The organism is Dactylosporangium sp. CA-233914 (genome assembly GCF_050942935.1).
Lineage (GTDB): Bacteria > Actinomycetota > Actinomycetes > Mycobacteriales > Micromonosporaceae > Dactylosporangium.
In genome coordinates this window covers 10481407-10498201 of the sequence record NZ_CP192030.1, presented here as the reverse complement: position 1 = coordinate 10498201, position 16795 = coordinate 10481407, and the positions used below count along the sequence as shown (strand labels likewise).

General features: G+C 72.8%; 18 protein-coding genes. 8 read left to right on the top strand and 10 right to left on the bottom strand.

Annotated elements, in window-relative coordinates:
- Positions 1–7: 7 nt before the first annotated feature.
- Positions 8–1159: an FAD-dependent monooxygenase gene (locus ACQPY0_RS46540; RefSeq protein ID WP_432976093.1), complete on the bottom strand. Its 1152-nt coding sequence runs from the start codon at positions 1157–1159 to the stop codon at positions 8–10.
- Between the two features lie 65 nt (positions 1160–1224).
- On the opposite strand from ACQPY0_RS46540, the gene ACQPY0_RS46535 reads away from it, so the two are divergent.
- The 5 genes from ACQPY0_RS46535 (at position 1225) to ACQPY0_RS46515 (ending at position 5919) form a co-directional block, all read left to right on the top strand.
- Positions 1225–1875: a TetR/AcrR family transcriptional regulator gene (locus ACQPY0_RS46535; RefSeq protein WP_432976090.1), complete on the top strand. Its 651-nt coding sequence runs from the start codon at positions 1225–1227 to the stop codon at positions 1873–1875.
- A gap of 46 nt (positions 1876–1921) precedes the next feature.
- On the top strand, positions 1922–2848 hold the full coding sequence (locus ACQPY0_RS46530; RefSeq protein ID WP_432976087.1) for a TIGR01777 family oxidoreductase: 927 nt from the start codon (positions 1922–1924) through the stop codon (positions 2846–2848).
- Between the two features lie 95 nt (positions 2849–2943).
- Positions 2944–4284, top strand: coding sequence for a chitosanase (locus tag ACQPY0_RS46525; RefSeq protein ID WP_432976084.1), 1341 nt, complete (start codon positions 2944–2946; stop codon positions 4282–4284).
- 58 nt (positions 4285–4342) lie between these two features.
- Positions 4343–4999 (top strand): HAD family hydrolase, encoded by a 657-nt coding sequence (locus ACQPY0_RS46520; protein WP_432976081.1) that lies wholly within the window; start codon positions 4343–4345, stop codon positions 4997–4999.
- The gene (locus ACQPY0_RS46515) at positions 4996–5919 is read left to right on the top strand and encodes a hypothetical protein (RefSeq protein ID WP_432976078.1); all 924 of its coding nucleotides are present in this window, start codon (positions 4996–4998) and stop codon (positions 5917–5919) included. Before ACQPY0_RS46520 ends, ACQPY0_RS46515 begins: the two co-directional genes overlap by 4 nt.
- 50 nt (positions 5920–5969) lie before the next feature.
- On the opposite strand, the gene ACQPY0_RS46510 is transcribed toward ACQPY0_RS46515, so the two are convergent.
- The 3 genes from ACQPY0_RS46510 to ACQPY0_RS46500 form a co-directional block, all read right to left on the bottom strand.
- The gene (locus ACQPY0_RS46510) at positions 5970–7820 is read right to left on the bottom strand and encodes a hypothetical protein (RefSeq protein WP_432976075.1); all 1851 of its coding nucleotides are present in this window, start codon (positions 7818–7820) and stop codon (positions 5970–5972) included.
- A 102-nt stretch (positions 7821–7922) separates the two neighbouring features.
- Entirely contained in the window at positions 7923–8597 is a 675-nt protein-coding gene (locus ACQPY0_RS46505; RefSeq protein ID WP_432976072.1) for a hypothetical protein, read from the bottom strand.
- A 146-nt stretch (positions 8598–8743) separates the two neighbouring features.
- Positions 8744–9613, bottom strand: a complete 870-nt coding sequence (locus tag ACQPY0_RS46500) for a GGDEF domain-containing protein (RefSeq protein ID WP_432976069.1) — start codon at positions 9611–9613, stop codon at positions 8744–8746.
- A gap of 327 nt (positions 9614–9940) precedes the next feature.
- Here ACQPY0_RS46500 and ACQPY0_RS46495 point away from each other — a divergent pair, with 327 nt between their 5' ends.
- The gene (locus ACQPY0_RS46495; protein WP_432976066.1) at positions 9941–10924 is read left to right on the top strand and encodes a hypothetical protein; all 984 of its coding nucleotides are present in this window, start codon (positions 9941–9943) and stop codon (positions 10922–10924) included.
- Between the two features lie 49 nt (positions 10925–10973).
- Here the strand turns inward: ACQPY0_RS46495 and ACQPY0_RS46490 are convergent, their stop codons facing one another.
- The 4 genes from ACQPY0_RS46490 to ACQPY0_RS46475 form a co-directional block, all read right to left on the bottom strand.
- Positions 10974–11327, bottom strand: coding sequence for a GntR family transcriptional regulator (locus tag ACQPY0_RS46490; protein ID WP_432976063.1), 354 nt, complete (start codon positions 11325–11327; stop codon positions 10974–10976).
- Between the two features lie 257 nt (positions 11328–11584).
- Complete coding sequence (locus ACQPY0_RS46485; protein WP_432976060.1) at positions 11585–12433, bottom strand: hypothetical protein; 849 nt, start codon at positions 12431–12433, stop codon at positions 11585–11587.
- A 2-nt stretch (positions 12434–12435) separates the two neighbouring features.
- Positions 12436–13071, bottom strand: a complete 636-nt coding sequence (locus ACQPY0_RS46480; RefSeq protein ID WP_432976057.1) for a SigE family RNA polymerase sigma factor — start codon at positions 13069–13071, stop codon at positions 12436–12438.
- Positions 13072–13393: 322 nt separating this feature from the next.
- Entirely contained in the window at positions 13394–13831 is a 438-nt protein-coding gene (locus tag ACQPY0_RS46475; RefSeq protein WP_432976054.1) for a hypothetical protein, read from the bottom strand.
- 151 nt (positions 13832–13982) lie between these two features.
- On the opposite strand from ACQPY0_RS46475, the gene ACQPY0_RS46470 reads away from it, so the two are divergent.
- Positions 13983–14840, top strand: a complete 858-nt coding sequence (locus ACQPY0_RS46470) for a metal ABC transporter permease (protein ID WP_432976051.1) — start codon at positions 13983–13985, stop codon at positions 14838–14840.
- Between the two features lie 48 nt (positions 14841–14888).
- On the opposite strand, the gene ACQPY0_RS46465 is transcribed toward ACQPY0_RS46470, so the two are convergent.
- Entirely contained in the window at positions 14889–15461 is a 573-nt protein-coding gene (locus tag ACQPY0_RS46465) for a TetR/AcrR family transcriptional regulator (RefSeq protein WP_432976048.1), read from the bottom strand.
- 31 nt (positions 15462–15492) lie between these two features.
- Here ACQPY0_RS46465 and ACQPY0_RS46460 point away from each other — a divergent pair, with 31 nt between their 5' ends.
- Positions 15493–16401 (top strand): NADP-dependent oxidoreductase, encoded by a 909-nt coding sequence (locus ACQPY0_RS46460; RefSeq protein ID WP_432976045.1) that lies wholly within the window; start codon positions 15493–15495, stop codon positions 16399–16401.
- On the opposite strand, the gene ACQPY0_RS46455 is transcribed toward ACQPY0_RS46460, so the two are convergent.
- Entirely contained in the window at positions 16388–16795 is a 408-nt protein-coding gene (locus tag ACQPY0_RS46455; protein WP_432976042.1) for a VOC family protein, read from the bottom strand. The genes ACQPY0_RS46460 and ACQPY0_RS46455 overlap by 14 nt on opposite strands.

The window sequence follows — 16795 nt, the reverse complement described above, 5'->3', positions numbered from 1 at the left end:
GCCAAGGCTACTTGGACAGTTTCGCGGGCTCGTACGCGTACAGCCACGCGGTCGCCTTCTCGTAGAACACTGGCACGAAGATCCGCATCAGGCCGGCCTGGAGCCGTCGCCGGACCGGCCCGGCCTTCTTGGCGTTGCGGTTGTCCTCGGCGGTGCCGAGCACCTTGGTGATCCGCGGCCGGCGATCGGTGTCGTACCGCTGGAGCGCCGACGGTACCGAATCCTGGTTCTGCAGCGCCGCGGCCAGCGCCAGGGCGTCCTCGATCGCCATTGACGCGCCCTGCCCCGCCCCGACGGGGTGCGCGGCGTCGCCGATGAGCACGACGCGCCCGCTGTGCCAGGTCCTGACCGGGTCGACGACGTGCATGAGCGTGAGCGGCTGCAGCGCGGTGGTGCCGGTGAGCACGGCCGACGGCGTGACCTCGTCCCGGAACAGCCCGGCCAGCTCCCGCAGCCGGGTGGCGTCGTCCACGCCCTGGCGCACCGGCGTCGCGGGCGAGTTCACCTGGGCCGACCACCACACCTCGGCGCCGGCGCGCAGGTGCAGGAAGGCGCCGTTGCGGGCGAAGGTCATGTTGAACACGCCGGGCTCGACGCCCTCGACCCGGGAGACGCCGGAGACGGAGTACAGGCCGGCGTACTGCGGCACGGGCGCGGCCGGGTCGAGCAGCCCGCGCACCGTCGACCAGATGCCGTCGGCGGCCACCAGCACGTCGGCGGTGTCGGCGGTGCCGCCCTCGAACGTGGCGAGCACGCCCCGCTCGGTCTCGCTGACCCCGGCCAACCGCGCCCCGGTCACGATCCGCGCCCCGGCCTCGGCGGCGGCCGTCCGCAGCGCGGCGACCAGCCGCCCGCGCATCATCGAGACGCCGTGCAGGGTGTCGCTCTCCCGCCGGCCGCGGGCGACGTCACCGATGAGCATGCCGCCGGCCGACCACATGCGCTGCCGGGCGACCTCCACCCCGGCCGCCCGCACCGCCGCCAGGCAGCCCAGCGCGTCGAGCGCCCGCAGCCCGTTCGCGGCCAGGCTGATCCACGCGCCGACCTCCCCGGCGGGGTCCTCGTACGCCTCGTAGACGGTCACGTCCGCCCCGATGCGCCGCAGCGCCAGGGCCGCCGTCGAGCCGCCGACCCCGCCGCCGATCACGATCGCTCGCATCTCCCCGCTCCTTAACTGAATCAGAATTCACCGAACTTGTATTCGGTGAAAGTATGTTCGGTAGGATGGTGCGCGTCAACCTGTGGTTCGGAGGGGCGGCCCGCATGGCCCGAAGCAAGATGGACGGCGTGCGCAAGGCGAAGGCCGCGCAGACCCGGGCCGCGCTGCTGGACGCGGCGCGCCGGCTGTTCGGCGAGCGCGGCTACCTCAACACCAAGGTCACCGACATCACCGCCGCCGCCGGCCGCGCCACCGGCTCGTTCTACGAGCACTTCGCCGACAAGGAGGAGCTGCTGCGGACGCTGCTGGCGGACATCGAGGACGCGGCCGACGAGCACCTCGTGGCCGTGGAGCACCCGCGTGAGCACGACCTGACCGACCGCGAGCAGCTGCACGCGCACCTGCGCATCGCCTGGACCGTGATGCGCGAGCACCGCGCGGTGCAGGTGGCCCTGTTCCAGTCGATGGTCGCCGACGACCCCGGCTCCGGGCGGGCGTGGCGCGACCTGACGAGCCAGACCACCGTGCTGCGCGAGCACCTGGAGTGGCTGCGGGAGCGCGGCCACGAGCTGCCCGGCGAGCCGGAGCTCATCGCCGCCGGCATGGGCGCGATGCTGGCCCTGACCAACTACGCCCTGCCGCCGGGCGGCGCCTACGACGACGAGGCCGTCGTCGAGGCCTTCACCGGCCTGATCCTGAAGGGCCTGACGGGGTAGCCCGGTCCGCCGCCCAGGGAACCGCCATCCCTGGTACAAAAGCGGCGTGAAGATCGTGTTGGCCGGGGGCACGGGCGCCCTGGGGCGCCGGATCGCGGCCGATCTGGCCGGTCGCGGCGACGAGATCGTGATCCTGACCCGCATGCCGCGCGAGGACCTGCCGTATCGCCAGGTCGCCTGGGACGGCGTCACCGTCGAGGACTGGGCCGCCGAGCTCTCCGGCGCCGCCGTGATCAACCTGGCCGGTGAGCTGGTCGACCGGCGCCCCACCCGGCGCAACATCGAGCTGCTGCGCCTGTCCCGGGTCCGCCCCACGTACGCCCTCGTCGAGGCGGCCGCCGTGATCGCCGAGCCGCCCGCGGTCTGGCTGCAGGCCAGCACGCTGGCCATCTACGGCGACGCCGGCGAGGCGGAGCTGGACGAGACCGCCGAGCCGGCCGAGGCCCCGCCCCAGATGGCCGGCGTGGCCCGCGCCTGGGAGTCCGCCGCCGCCCTGCACGAGGCCGCCACCTTCCACCGCGCGATCGTCGAGCAGACCCGGCAGAGCATCCTGCGCATGGGCATCGTCCTGGACCGCGGCACCCCGGCCCTGAACCGGCTGGTGACCCTGACCCGCTGGGGACTCGGTGGCCGGGTCGCGAACGGCCGGCAGTGGGTCAGCTGGATCCACGTCGAGGACCTGCTGGCCGCGGTACGCCGCATCCTGGACGATTCCTCCCTCAGCGGCGTCATCCACGTGACGTCCCCCAACCCGGTGCGAAACGCCGATCTCATGCGGGCCCTGCGCGCGGTCCTGCGCCGCCCGGCCCTGCCCACCCCGGCGTTGCTGGCCCGCGCCGGCGCCTTCCTGCTGGGCACCGACCCGGCCCTGGCCCTGACCGGCCGTCGCTGCCTGCCGGCCCGCCTGCAGGAGGCCGGTTTCGAGTTCGGGCACCCGCGACTGCGCGGTGCGCTGGAGGAACTGCTGTCTTAGGGGCGTCACCCGATCGGGGTGCGGCGGGCTGAGAGCTTCCTGAAATCCGGCTTAGCCGGCCGTGACCCGCCCTCGGCCATGGTCAGATCTGGCCCATGCAACTGACTCGCAGGCTGGTCGGGATCGGAGCGGTCGCCGCCGCCGGGGCGCTCGCCGCCGTACCGCTGGTCGTCCGGGCCGACGCCGACGCCGAGGCCGCCACGGACAGGCTGCTGTCGAGGGGCCGTCCCGCGCAGGCGTCCTCGGTCGAGACCGACGGCCTGGGCCCGCGGGCCGCCGTCGACGGCGACCCGAGGACCCGCTGGGGCAGCGAGGAGGGCGTCGACCCCCAGTGGATCTCGATCGACCTGGGCGCCCGCCACACCGTCACCCGGGTCCGGCTGCGCTGGGAGACCGCGTACGGCAAGGCGTACGACATCCAGGCCTCGCCGGACGGCAACACCTGGAGCACCGTGGCGCGGACGGCGGCGGGCGACGGCGGCATGGACGAGTTGACCGGCCTGTCGGCCGAGGCGCGCTACGTGCGCCTGTACGGCACGGCCCGCGGCACGAAGTGGGGGTATTCGTTGTACGAGTTCGAGGTCTACGGCACCGGCCGGCCCGCGGGCGACGCTCCGTCCGCCCGCCGCCCCGCCCGCGGCTCCCAGGCGGCCCCGGTCGTGACGTCGGGCGACCCGCGCCCCGCGAAGCCCACGGCGATCGCCTCCCGTGTCACGGAATCGGCGGCCTCGGGTCTTGCGGATCCCGCGAAAAAAGACATCGCTCTGCAACTCGTGTCCTCGGCGGAGAATTCGTCGCTGGACTGGCGGGCCCAGTACCGGTACATCGAGGACATCGGCGACGGCCGGGGCTACACGGGCGGCATCGTCGGCTTCTGCTCCGGTACCGGCGACATGCTGGAGGTGGTCGAGGCCTACACCCAGCGCGTCCCCGGCAACCCCTTGGCCAAGTACCTCCCGGCCCTGCGCCGCGTCGACGGCACCGCGTCGCACGACGGCCTCGACCCGGGCTTCACCGGGGCCTGGCGCGCCGCCGCGTCCGACCCCGAGTTCACGAAGGCCCAGGACGACGAGCGCGACCGCGTCTACTTCGACCCGGCGGTCGCCCAGGCCAAGGCGGACGGCCTCGGCACGCTGGGCCAGTTCGCCTACTTCGACGCGATGGTCATGCACGGCCCCGGCCCGGACGCGGACAGCTTCGGCGGCATCCGCACGGCCGCGCTCGCGCGGGCCAAGCCCCCGGCCCTGGGCGGCGACGAGGTCATGTACCTCAACGCGTTTCTCGATGCCCGGGCCGCCGCGATGCGCACGGAGGCCGCCCACAGCGACACCAGCCGCGTCGAGGACGCCCAGCGCCAGTTCCTCAGCGGCGGCAACCTGGATCTGCACACCCCGCTGACCTGGAAGGTCTACGGCGAGACGTTCAGAATTCCCTAGTGGGCGCGCAGAACCAAGTCGGGGGCGGCCCTTTGCACAGGTGCGTACGATCGGCGGCGTGGCGCTGGCGATCTTCGATCTCGACAACACACTCATCGACCGGGAGGCGGCCTTCCGGCGCTGGGCAGAGACCTTCGTGAGCGCCCACAACCTTCCCGGCGAAGCCCTGCCGTGGCTGGTGGAGGCCGACGGCGACGGCTACACACCCCGCGCGCAGTTCCTGGCCGCGGTGGCCGCCCGATACGGCGTCGACAAGCCGGCCGGCGACTTCCGCGCGGAGCTGGTCGACGCCATCGACCTGGACCCGCGCGTCCCGGCACTGCTCGACGCCCTGCGCCGGTCGGGCTGGAAGGTGGCGATCGCCACCAACGGCACGACGGCCCAGCAACACGCCAAGCTCCGCCGGACGGGCCTGATCGACCACGTGGACGCGGTGGCGGTCTCCGAGGAGGTGGGCGCGCCGAAGCCCGACGCGCGCATGTACGAGGCCGCCGCCAACCGCTGCTCCATGACGTTGACCGAGTCCGCCTGGATGATCGGCGACTGCCCGGCCCGCGACATGTCCGGCGCCAGGTCGGCGGGCCTGCGCACCATCTGGCTCCACCGCGGCCGCACCTGGGATCGGCGCTCCCCGTCCCCGGACGCCGAGATAGCCCACATCACCGAGGCCTTCGCGATCCTGTCCGCCGCCGAGCCCGGACCGGCCCCGCGATGAGCGCCCCCGACCCCGTCGAGCTGTGCGTCGAGGCCCTGGCCACCGCCCGGGTGCAGGGCCTGAGCGCCGACGCGCCCATCCACGCCCTGGCCTCGACCCTGGGCGCCGAGTTCACCGAGCACGGCACCTCCGGCGGCATGTACCGCGACTTCGGCCGGGTCGAGTGCCACTATGAGCGCCTCGGCCCGGACGAGCCCTGGCAGGGCCGTTTCCTGGTGGTCCGGGCCGACCGGCTCCCGGCCCGGGTTTGCCTGGACGACCTGCAGGAGGAGCTGCGCCGGGTCGGTCAGAGCCTGGTCCCGCTTCCCCCCGCCCGGCACGACTCCCCGGACACGATCCTGCGGGCCCCGCTGAGCGGCTCGACCCTGACGGTGACCGACGACGGCACCGTGCTCGCCATCGCCGCCCCGGTCTGGCCGGTCCCCGAGTCTCCGGCGCTGCCGGAGGCCCGCTGGCGAGCGGTCTGCGACAGTCTCCATCACCTGCTGCCCCTGATCAGGACCGAACGCTCCGAGTGGCTGGCGGTCCGGGTCCCGGACAGCGCCGAGGCCGCCGACTGGTGGACCTCCCTGCTGCACCCCCTCCCGACGCTGCGCTTCGGCGACCCCCAGCAGGCCGCGGCCTGGGCCGGCCTGGAACTGTGGCTGCTGGACCGGGCCGGCGACGCCGCGGCCTGGCCCCGGGACGAGTGGGTCTGGCGCTGGATGTGGTTCGTGCGCAGCCTCACCCCCAGGGCCGCCGCCCCCCACGCCGCCGACCTGACGAGGGTGAGCCTCGCCGCCCTGCCGATGACGGTCGCCCAGCTCCACGCCCTCCCGCCGGACTGGCGCGCGCTGACGGCCGCCGACCTCCGACGGGCGCGGACCGCCCGCGCCCTCCTCTCGGTGGCCACCGCCTACGGCGCCCGGGTCATGGGCTGAGCGCGCGGGCCGGCCGGCGCCTCACCCGCGCGCGGGTGAGCCGCGATCTGTCAATCTCTGACGTCCCACATCCACAGGCCGCCGGTGAACGTGCCGGGGCCGTAGAGTTCGGTGAGGGTCTCGCGCACGGCGGCCCACTTCGGGCCCTCGGGGGCCAGGATCAGCGACGTATGCCAGTACCGCAGGTCCTCGCGGGCCTGGGCACGGTCGGCGTCGGTGATCAGCGGCACCGTCCGGCCGTACATCGCCGTGGTGAACAGCTTGTCCGTGGGGCGGGGCACCGGGCCGACGAAGGCGTGGTGGCCGTCGACGCCGTCGGCCGGGCCGAGGAAGTATCCGTGCGAGATGCGCATGTCCGCGTTCGTGGCGGCCGCCCAGAACATCCCGGTCGGGAAGTCCCACTGCGGCAGCGGCACGATGAGGACCGTCCGGTCGCCGGTGACGTACGGCTTCCATTTCCCGGAGGAGATGAACGCGGGGATCTCCACCCGGTTCACCACCTTGATCGGCATCGGCGCGGCCGGCACCAGCGCCGCGGCCAGCACCCCGACGAACAGCAGCCGCCGCGTGCGGATCGGCAGGCCCTTGATGTCGATGAGCCGCTGCAGCCCGAGCGCGAGGATGGGCACGACCGCCCAGTTCGTCACCTCGCCGAGGCGGGTCGGCAGCAGCGTGTCGAACAGCGGCAGTTCCTTGAGCAGCCCGTACGGCGCCGGGATGTCCGTGTCGCGGCCCTGGAACTGCAGCGGGCTGCCCCACGCCATGATCTGGAACCCCAGGCCGGTCATCGCCAGGCAGCGGATGAAGACGTCGCTCCACTGCCAGATCACGAGCGCGGCCAGCAGCAGCACCAGCGCCCAGCCGAGGAAGCCGTGCTCCTCCGCGCCCAGCGGCGGCGGGGGCTCGCCGAAGCGGCCCAGGCGCTCGGCCACGCTGTTGCTGCCGTACGACGTCAGTCCGAGCACGTCCATGCGGAACGTGGTCATGTACGACTCGCCGCCGTGGTAGTGGCCCGGGCCGAGGAACTGGAAGTACAGCGGATAGGCGAGCACCACCACCGACACGCCCGCGGTGACGCCGAGCCCGGCGGCGAGCGGCCGGAGCGCGGCGCGGACCCGGTCGCGGCGCTGCACCGCGTAGAGCAGCATCACGGCCGCGATCGACAGTGCGACCAGGAACAGCGTCTCCTCGTTGATGAAGACCTGGTAGACGATCAGGGCCGCGAGGATCAGCCCGTTGCGCACGCTGCGGCCCTCGAGCAGCTTGAAGGAGCGCCAGGCCAGCAGCGGTACCATGAACTGCGCGGCGAGGTTCGGGTGGTAGGACGCGTGCGAGGCGACGGTCGGCGCGAACCCGCCGACCAGGCCGCCGACCCACGCGGCGGTCCGGCTCGTCACGAGGTGACGGGAGAGCAGCCAGTACCACGCCGCGGCCGTCCCGGCGATGCTGAGCACGATCAGCAGGTCGAACGTGACCTGGGCGCCGAACAGCAGGGTGATCGGCGAGAGCGGGATCGCGAAGCCCAGCACGGTCGTGTTCGCCATGCCGTTCACCCCGAAAGGGGCGTTGTACTGCATGATGTGCAGCGGGTTCTCACCATGCGTGACGGCGTGGGCCGCCCAGCTCAGGAAGTACTCCGACAGCGCCCGGTCCCCGGGGCTCACCGGCATCCGCTTGCCGTAGTGGGCCAGCAGCGGCGAGACGATGAACAGCGCGCCCAGCAGGTAGCTGCCGAGCGCGAGCAGGTCCGCCCGGCGGCCCGGGCGCGGCCCGGCCGGGGCCTCAGCCGTCTCGGTGTTCTCGGCGATCTTGTCGAATTCCTCGCTGCGCCGCTGCTTGACGATCCTGCTCGTGGTGGCCGGTGCGGTCATGTCGCCCTGGTCGGCCGTACCCGTCAACATCGCGTGACCATATCAGCGAACGGGTCTCGCCTTCCGGGTGACCATCACGTGCGACGGGGCGGATCCGCCCCGGATCCGCCCCGCCTTCGTAGCCGGTGGAAACTACCGGCCGCGCTCGGTGAACGTCATCGTCGGCATGGGTGCCGGCGCGATCACGGTGTCGGTCGGCGTCGGCGCGGGGTTACCCAGCGTGTCGCTCGGCAACGGGATCGGCAGGGTGTCGGTCGGCACCGGGACCGGCAGGGTGTCTGTCGGCACCGGGATCGGGTTGCCGAAGGTGTCGGTCGGGGCCGGCGCGGCGGTGGTGCAGTTCGCGGTCGGCGTCGGCGTCTCGGTGCCGCCGAAGGTCGGCGTCGCGCCCGGGGTCTCACCCGGGGTCTCACCCGGGGTTGCGCTCGGGGTCTCGCTCGGGGTCTCGCTCGGCGCGCCGAAGGTCGGGGCCGGGCTCGGCTCCTGGGTCGGCAGCGTCGAGGGCGACTCGCTCGGCGTCTCGAACATCCCCGGCGGGATGATGACGGACTGGCCCGGCGCGGGAACGCTCGGCGGCATGACGATCGTCCCGCCCGGCGCGGGCGGCGTGGTCGTGTCGGTCGGGCAGGGAATCCCGAGCGGGCCGCCGGTCGGCGGCGCGGTGGTCGTGGCGGTGGGATTCGGCGGCCAGGCGGTGGTCCACGCGCTCAGATCCGGATCGGGCGCCGTGGTCTCGGCCGCACGCGCCCCGCCGTTGACCGTCTGCGCGTCGGCGCTGGTCTGGTGTAGGACGCCGGCGGTCAGCACGGCGAGGAAGCTAGCGGCCCCAATTGCAACCGGCAGGCGCCGCTTGCTTTTGCTGGCAGGCATTGGGTGAAACCCCCGTTGGTCTCGACAGCAGTCACCCTCATGTTCACTCTCCGTAGGACTGAACGGTCCTAAAACGGGAAATTTCAGGATGTTCTCAGGTTCTTCGCATATGTCGGTTTATTCGCGGTACCTCCGGCCGACACGACCCGGTTCCGCCCGCGGATCTTCGCGTCGTAGAGCGCCCGGTCCGCCGCCGCCAGTAGCCCCTCCGGCCCGGTTGCGGCCGGGTCTGCGGTCGAGGCCAGCCCGATGCTGAGCGTCGGCAGCCCGTCCGGCAGGTCCGAACCGGCGGCGACCGCGGCACGCACGGATGCCGCCACGGCCAGCGCGTGCTCCTCGCCGCCGTCGACCACCACCGCGAACTCGTCGCCGCCGAGGCGCACCGGATGATCGCCCGGCCCGGCGCACGACCGCAGGGCCGCGCCGACGCGGGCGAGGACGGCATCGCCGGTACCGTGGCCCCAGGTGTCGTTGATGGTCTTGAAGTGGTCGACGTCGACGATGAGCAGGCAGCGCTCGGACCCGGCGGCCAGGGCCCGGCCCAGTTCCAGGTCGAAGGCGCGCCGGTTGGCAAGCCCCGTGAGCGGGTCGGTCAGCGCCTGCTCCTCCAGCCGGGCCACCAGCGCCTCGCTGCGGCCGCGCAGCTTCGAGACCACCACGGTCGAGACGGTGAACGCGGTCAGCAGCGCCGCGATGTCCGTGGCCGCCTCCGCACCGGGCCTGAGCCAGAAGGTCACCGCGGCGTCCGTGCCGCCGGCGGCGACGAGCAGGCCGTACATCAGGTCGCGCCGGACGAACGTCGCGGTGTAGAGCAGGGGCCAGAGGAAGTACAGGTGCGCGCTGACGCTGACGTCGTGGGTCATCAGGTTCAGGCTGCCGATGAGCAGTACTGCCAGGAACGGCACGGTGACCCAGAACGGCTCCGGCACCCGTCGCGGGGACAGCCGGCACACCGCCCCGCCAGCACCATCGTCCCGGCGACCGCCTCGGTGATCAGCTCGCCGGGCGTCGAACCGCCCGCGAACCCGGGCACGAGCAGGGCGCACGCGCCGACGACGGAGCCGCCGGCGATGAGGAAGTACGCCACCGCGCGCGTGGCCGCCAGCAGGTCGCGCGCGTGGATCAGAGGCCGGTCCGGCGCGCGCCACACCAACCCACGTTCGGCCGCGCGGGCGCGAAGCTGAGCCTTCGGACGTGACACGCACCGCCAGGAACCGGACAGCACGCCCAGCGTAAAGCGACTATGCTGCCCCGGGTCTTCCGTGTGCCGAGGAGCTCTCATGTCTGACCCGTACGGCCCGCCGCCCAACTACGATCCTTACGGCCAGCAGCCGTCGCCATACGGACAGCAGCCGTCCTACGGCCAGCAGCAGCCGCAGCAGCCGTCTTACGGCCAGCAGCAGCCGGCCTATGGCCAGGATCACTACGCCCAGCCGCAGCCCGCGTACGGGCAGGATCCGTATGCCCAGCCGGCGTACGGGCAGGACCCCTATGGCCAACAGCAGCCCGCCTACGGCCAGCCCCAGCCGTCCTACGGCCCGCCGCCCCAGCAGGACTACAACAACTGGCCCGCGGCCGCGCCCGTGCCGCCGCCGAAGAAGAAGGGCAACGGGCTGGTCCTGAGCCTGGTCTTCGGTGCGCTGGCGCTGGTGCTGTGCGGCGGCATCGGCGCGGTCGCATACGTGTACACCTCCGGCGACGACGAGAAGGACGACACCCCGACCGCCACGTCGTCGAACAACCCGACCACGAGCAGCAAGCCCACCGCAGGCGCGACGAAGACGACGGGCGCCCCGCCCGGCACGAAGTTCACGCTGAACGCCCCGGCGGCGATCGGCACCTGGAAGAAGGCGGCCGACCAGTCGCAGGCCCAGAGCATGAGCCAGCAGCTGTCGTCCGCCGGCGTTGCGAACCCCTTCGCCGCGCAGTACCAGGACTCGGCCAAGTCCACGCGCATCGCCGTGGTGTGGGGCGGCACCGGTTCGGCCTTCAGCGTGGGCGGCCCGGACAAGCAGCTGACCGCGTTCTTCGACAGCGCGATGAAGTCGGTCGGCGGCACGCCGGGCACGCCGACCACGGTCGACCCGGGCAAGCTGGGCGGCAAGGCGGAGTGCCAGAAGACCGACGCGAACGGCATCACGATGTCGATCTGCGCCTGGGTGGGCACCGACGTACTGCTGGCCTTCATGTTCAGCACCCTGCAGCCGTCGGAGGCCGCCACCCAGATGAAGAACATGCTCCCGGCCATGGTCGTGGCGTCCTAGCTCACATCTGGCTCGAACGGCCGGGGCGCTGCGGCGCTCCGGCCGTTCCCTATCGCCGCAGCGCCGCCTCGGCGATCCGCAGCCCTTCCTCCGCGTCGAGCCCCGCGGCCGCGACGACAGCGGCGTACTCAGCGGCGGCGGCCCGCACCCGCTCAAGCGCGGCGACCCCGGCCGCGGCGACGAACGACCCGCTGCGCCCACGCGTCTCGATGAGCCCCGCGTCCTCGAGTTCCCGGTAGGCCCGCGCGACGGTGTTGACGGCCAGCCCAAGCTCCGAGGCAAGACTGCGAATAGTGGGCAGCCGAGCCCCGACCACGAGCGACCGATCCTGGATCCGCCGAGCCACCTGAACCCGCAACTGCTCGTAAGGCGGCACGCCGGACCCCGCGTCGATGACGAACATGCCTGAGTATCCCGCGCCGCCCCACCACATCGAAATCCCGCCGATGCGGCCGGCTTCGGGTCGCCTTCAAACCCGGTATCGCCCACCAGCTATACCAGCAGGTCAACTGGCCCTTTGCTGAACAACCGGTAACGGGTCTTTTGCTGAGCATCGGCCGTTCCCAGGGGGTGACAACTTCCGTTGCCCGCGGGGGCAGCGGGTCGGCGCCATGAAGTAGGGCCGGCTCTCGGTCGTCCGCTCCGCCGGCTGACCGAGGATCAGCCGCGGAAGTCGGGCGATGCCGCGAGGTCGGCCAGCTCCTGGTCGGTGAAGACCGGCTGGTCCAGCATGCCGCCGCCGGGCTGGCCGCCCGTGCCGTGGGGCATCTGCTCCACGGACACCGCCCGGTCGTCGGCCACCCAGGTCGCTCGGACGACACGCGGCACCTTGCCGCTGCCGCCCCGCCAGGACACCGCGACCAGGGTACCGGTGACCGCGGTCAGCACCGTACAACCGTCGTACGAGCCGGCGGCCTGGTAGGCGGCGGCGCACAGATCATTGGTGCCGGGCGGGCCGTAGTCGGTGAACGAGCTGACCCGCACCGCGCCGACCTTGCCGTCGCGGTAGACCTCGGTACTGACCAAGTAGAGCCAGCCAGTCTGTTGCCAGCCCTCCACACGTGCGGAACGGGTGCGTGGGTCGCCCGCCGCCGGAGTGGTGTATCCGGCCGGTACCGCCGCAATGAGCGTGGCCAGCATCTGGTTGGCGCGCTGCTGCTGGGCTTCCGGAATCTTCGACACCGGACGACCGGTGGGCGACTTGTCCACCCCCGGGCTGCGTGCGCCGGAGGTGCCTGGCGTGCCGGAGGTGCCTGGCGTGCCGGAGGTGCCTGGCGTGCCGGAGGTACCTGGCGCGCCGACGGTGCCTGGCGCGCCGAGTACCGGTACCACCTGGATTGTGGCCGCCACCGCGGCGACCGCCGCCAGCGCGACTGCGCCGGCCCGCCACCAACGCCGGTGGTTTCTGGCCCGCCGCCCGGCCGCCACCATCTCCTCCCGGCTCGCCGGCGACGGCCCGGCCTCGCCGAGCACCCGCACGAACAGGTCCCGCACGTCGTTGTCGTGCATCGTCACTCCTTACCTATGGAAGCGGTGTCGGGCGCGCCGAGCAGGCGGCGTAAGGTTTCCAGCCCGCGGGCGGCCTGGCTCTTGACCGTGCCGGCCGAGATCCCGAGCAGTTCCGCGGTCTCCTCGACCGACAGGTCCTCCCAGAACCGCAGCACCAAAACGGCGCGCTGGCGCGCAGGAACGGCCGCCAGGGCGTGGTGCAGGATCAGGCGGTCGTCGACCCGGTCGGTCCCGGCTGGGGAACCCGGGTCGAGGTCGACGAACTCGGCCGTCGGCCGCTCCCGGCGCCACGGCCGGCGGCGCTCGTCGAGGAAGACCCGCACGAGGATGCGCCGGACGTAGCGGTCGACGGGCTCCTGACGCCCGAGCCGGGGCCACGCAAGATAGAGCTTGATGAATGTTTTCTGGGTGAGATCGTGCGCCAGGTGCCAGTCGCCGCACAACAGGTAGGCGGTCGCCCGGACCGCCGCGCCCCGGGTGGCGTAGTAGTCGCCGAACTCCTGATCGCGGCTCATGCTCGATCCCATGCAACCTCCCTCGTCCCTGACGCCAATACTCACGTAGGCAACGGGCCGGCGGGTTGCACGGATTACGAGGCGATCGGCCACCACGTCGCCCACCACCTCCGAGTCCTTCACGATCCGCCGGTGCCCAAGCCCGTTGGCGGGTCGCAGGCGCGCGCCGGTCCAGGTGCCGGCGTCCGCGTAAGGGATCTCGGCGTCCTGCCCGTCATGGACGAGCAGTGCCGGGGTCTTCGGCGTTCTGGCGGACCTGGGGCTACGAGGCCGAGTCCGACATCCTCGTCCTGGCTTTCAAGGCCCGCACAACGTCAGCCTCTGGCCGCGGACGATCGGCGACATTGTGGCCGCCGCCCTCGTCCTCCTCCACGTCGAGCACGGCCGCACGACGTGATTACCGAACGCTACAAGCCGTTAGTCCGGCTTGGGGCAGCCGCTCCTTCTACGAGTCGCCTTGGTCGAGCGTCGTTGCTCGAGACGGGCCGTTGCCCGCAATCGCTTGCGCGTGCCGGCGTTTGACACGTAGCCAGGTGACCCAGATCGCGGCTACGCCGCCCACCCATCCAGCGAGTGCGTTGCTGAGGAAATAGGCCCACGCGGGCTGCAAGTAGAGGGGCCGGATCTGATCAGCGACGAGCAAGACCACGGATGCGACCAGCAGTACGACCGCGGTGCTGATCAGCCAACCCCGAGACCGCGCTGTAGGGCCGAGCATGATGCTGAGCAACCCCACGGGCGCTGCGAACGGCACCCTCGGGAAGCCGGTGGGTGTCCCCGGCCAGACAACATCGAGGAGCAACAACGCAGTGCTCATGGCGAGGATGACCACCGTGATCCGGACAACGTCCGACTTCCACGCATAGTCCTCAGCAGTAGCCACGCCAACACGATAATCAGCTACCACGCCTCGATCACGTACGGGCTGCGGCTGGCCGGCGGCGCCACCGTCGTGCTCACGCTCGTCGCCGTCTACCTGCTGACCATGCTCGTCGCGGCGATCACCCGCGCGCTGCAGTCCCGGAGGTCCGGCCGTGTCGTGGCTTGACGTCGCGTTCCATCGTGCCCTGGTCGAGGCCGTCCTCGTCGGTACCGTCTGTGGCCTGATCGGCGTACACGTCGTGCTGCGCCGCCAGGCGTTCTTCACGATGGCCATGACCCACGCCACGTTCCCCGGCGTCGTCGTCGCCGCCGTCACCGGGCTCAACCTCTACCTCGGGGGCGCCGCCGCCGGGGTGCTCGCCGCGCTCGCCGTCACCGCGCTGGCCCGCCGCCGGGGCCACGACTCCAGCACGGCCGCGGCCGTGGCGCTCGCCGCCGGGTTCGCGCTCGGCGTCGCGCTGATGTCGGCGCAGAACGGGTTCACCAAGGATCTCACGGCGTACCTGGCCGGCAGCATCCTCACCGTCGGCCCGCCGGACCTGCTCGTCGCGGCCGCCGTCACCGCCACCGTCGCGCTGGTGCTCGCCGTGCTGCACAAGGAGCTACTGTTCACGGCGTTCGACCCCGCCGGGGCCCGGGCCGTCGGCTACCGTACCGGCGCGATCGACCTGCTGGTGCTGGTCCTCATCGAGGCGGTCGTCGCGACGGCGGTCCCCGCGGTCGGCACCATCCTGACGCTCGCCCTCGTCGTGGCCCCCGCCGGCGCCGCCCGGCTGTGGACCGACCGGATCGGCGCCATGACGGCCCTTTCCACCGCGGTCGCCGTGGGCAGCGCGATCGGCGGCCTGTACCTCTCCCGCGCCTTCGACGTCGCCGCCGATGGCGCGATCAGCCTGCTGGCAGCCGCCTGCTTCGTGGTGTCCACCGTCGCGGCACCGCGGCTGGGCCTGGCCGCGCACCTGCTCCGCCGGCGCACCCGGCGCCCGGCGCCCGCGCCCGCCACCGGCTGAGCGGCCCGGGCCCGGTCAGCCCCCACAGGACGAACGAGCGCGGCGATCTCACCGCGCCGAGATTCCGGCGAGCACCACCTCGGTCAGCCGCCCGATGGCCCGCCCGGCGCGTTCCGGGGGCAGCCCCCGCAGCCCCGCGATCCCCATCAGCCCCGCCCGCACGTCCTCGACGGTCACCCCGGCCCGCACGACCCCGGCCTGCCGTCCCCGCTCGACGAGCGCCGCCAGCTGCCGCGAGTGCGCGTCCCGCTGCGCGGGAAACCCCTGCAGCAGTACCGCATTGAGCCCCCGGTCCCCGGCCTGCCAGGCCGCGAACCCGCGCACGATGACCGACAGCCCCACCCAGGGGTCGACCTCCGCGAGCGCGGCGGCCATCGTGGCCTCGCACTCCGCGACCCGCTCGGCCAGGACCGCGTCCACGAGGTCGGCCCGGGACGGGAAGTGCCGATACACCGTGGCCACCCCGACCCCGGCCCGCCGCGCCACCTCGCGGGTCGGCACGCCGGTCCCGTCCGCGGTGAACGCCGCCCGCGCCCCGGCCACGATCCGCTCCCGGTTGTCCAGCGCGTCGCTGCGCCGCTTCCGAGTCAGTTCGCCGGGCTCGGCCCTCAGTTCCGTCACGCGACCACCCCTCGCGCCTACGGTAGCCCGCATGCTAGCCGTACAGTTCGACCGGTTCGGGCCGCCGGAGGTCCTCCACCTGGCCGAGGCCGCGGACCCGCACCCGGGCCCCGGCGAGATCCGCATCCGCGTGCGCGCCGCCGGCATCAGCCCGGTCGACCTCGCCATCCGCGCCGGGAAGTCGCCCACGCCCCGGCCGCTGCCGCACATCCCGGGCGTCGACGCGGCCGGGGTCGTCGACGAGATCGGCGCGGGCGTGACCGGGTGCTCGGTGGGCGACGAGGTCTTCGGCACCGTGCCGCTGACCCGCCTCGGCGGCGCTACCGCGGAGCTCGCGGTACTGAGCGCTTGGATCCGCCGACCGGCGTCGATGCCCTGGCCCGAGGCCGGCGCCGCCGGCACGAGCATCGAGACGGCGACCCGGGCACTGGACCGCCTCGACGCCGCCCCGGGCGCGAAACTTCTGATCACGGGCGCGGCGGGCGGCGTCGGCAGCGTCGCCGTGCAGCTGGCGGTGGCCAGGGGGCTCATCGTGTACGGCACCGCGCGCGCCGAATCCCACGAGTTCGTGGCGTCGCTGGGCGCCACGCCGCTGCCCCGCGAGCTCGGGTCCCAGCGCCCCGGCGCGTTCGATCACGCGCTGGACACGGCCGGTGGCGGGCTGCTGCCGGATCTGATCGCACTGACTGGTACGGCTGCGAAGGTTTTGACCTTGGCCGACTTCGGCGGCCCCGCGCTCGGCGTGGCGCTGTCCATGGGCGAACTGGCCGGCGAGCCGTCGGGCCGGCCCGGCCTGGCGGCGGCCGCGGCACTGGCCGAGCGGGGCCGGTTCCGCGTGCCGATCCAGGCGGCCTACCCCATGGCTCGCGCGGCCGACGCCCACCGGGCGGTGGAGTCGGCGCCGCGCCGCGGCAAGACGGTGATCACTACAGCTGGCTGATCCGCACCAGGTTGCCGGCGGGGTCGCGCACGGCGCAGTCGCGCACGCCGTACACCTGGTCGGCGGGCTCCTGCACGATGTCGGCCCCGCTGGCCTGCACCCGGTCGAACGTCCCGGCGAGGTCCGAGGTGGCCAGCACGATCGTGGCGTAGCTGCCCTTGGCCATCATCTCGGCGATCGTGCGCCGCTCCTGCTCGGTCAGGCCCGGGTCGACCGCCGGCGGGTGCAGCACGATCGAGGTCTGCGGCTGGTCCTTGGGACCCACGGTGACCCAGCGCATCGAGCCGTACTTCACGTCGTTGCGAACCTCGAACCCGAGCGCGTCACGGTAGAACGCCAGCGACTTCTCCGGGTCGTCGGCCGGCAGGAACGTCTGGTGAATGATGACACTCAT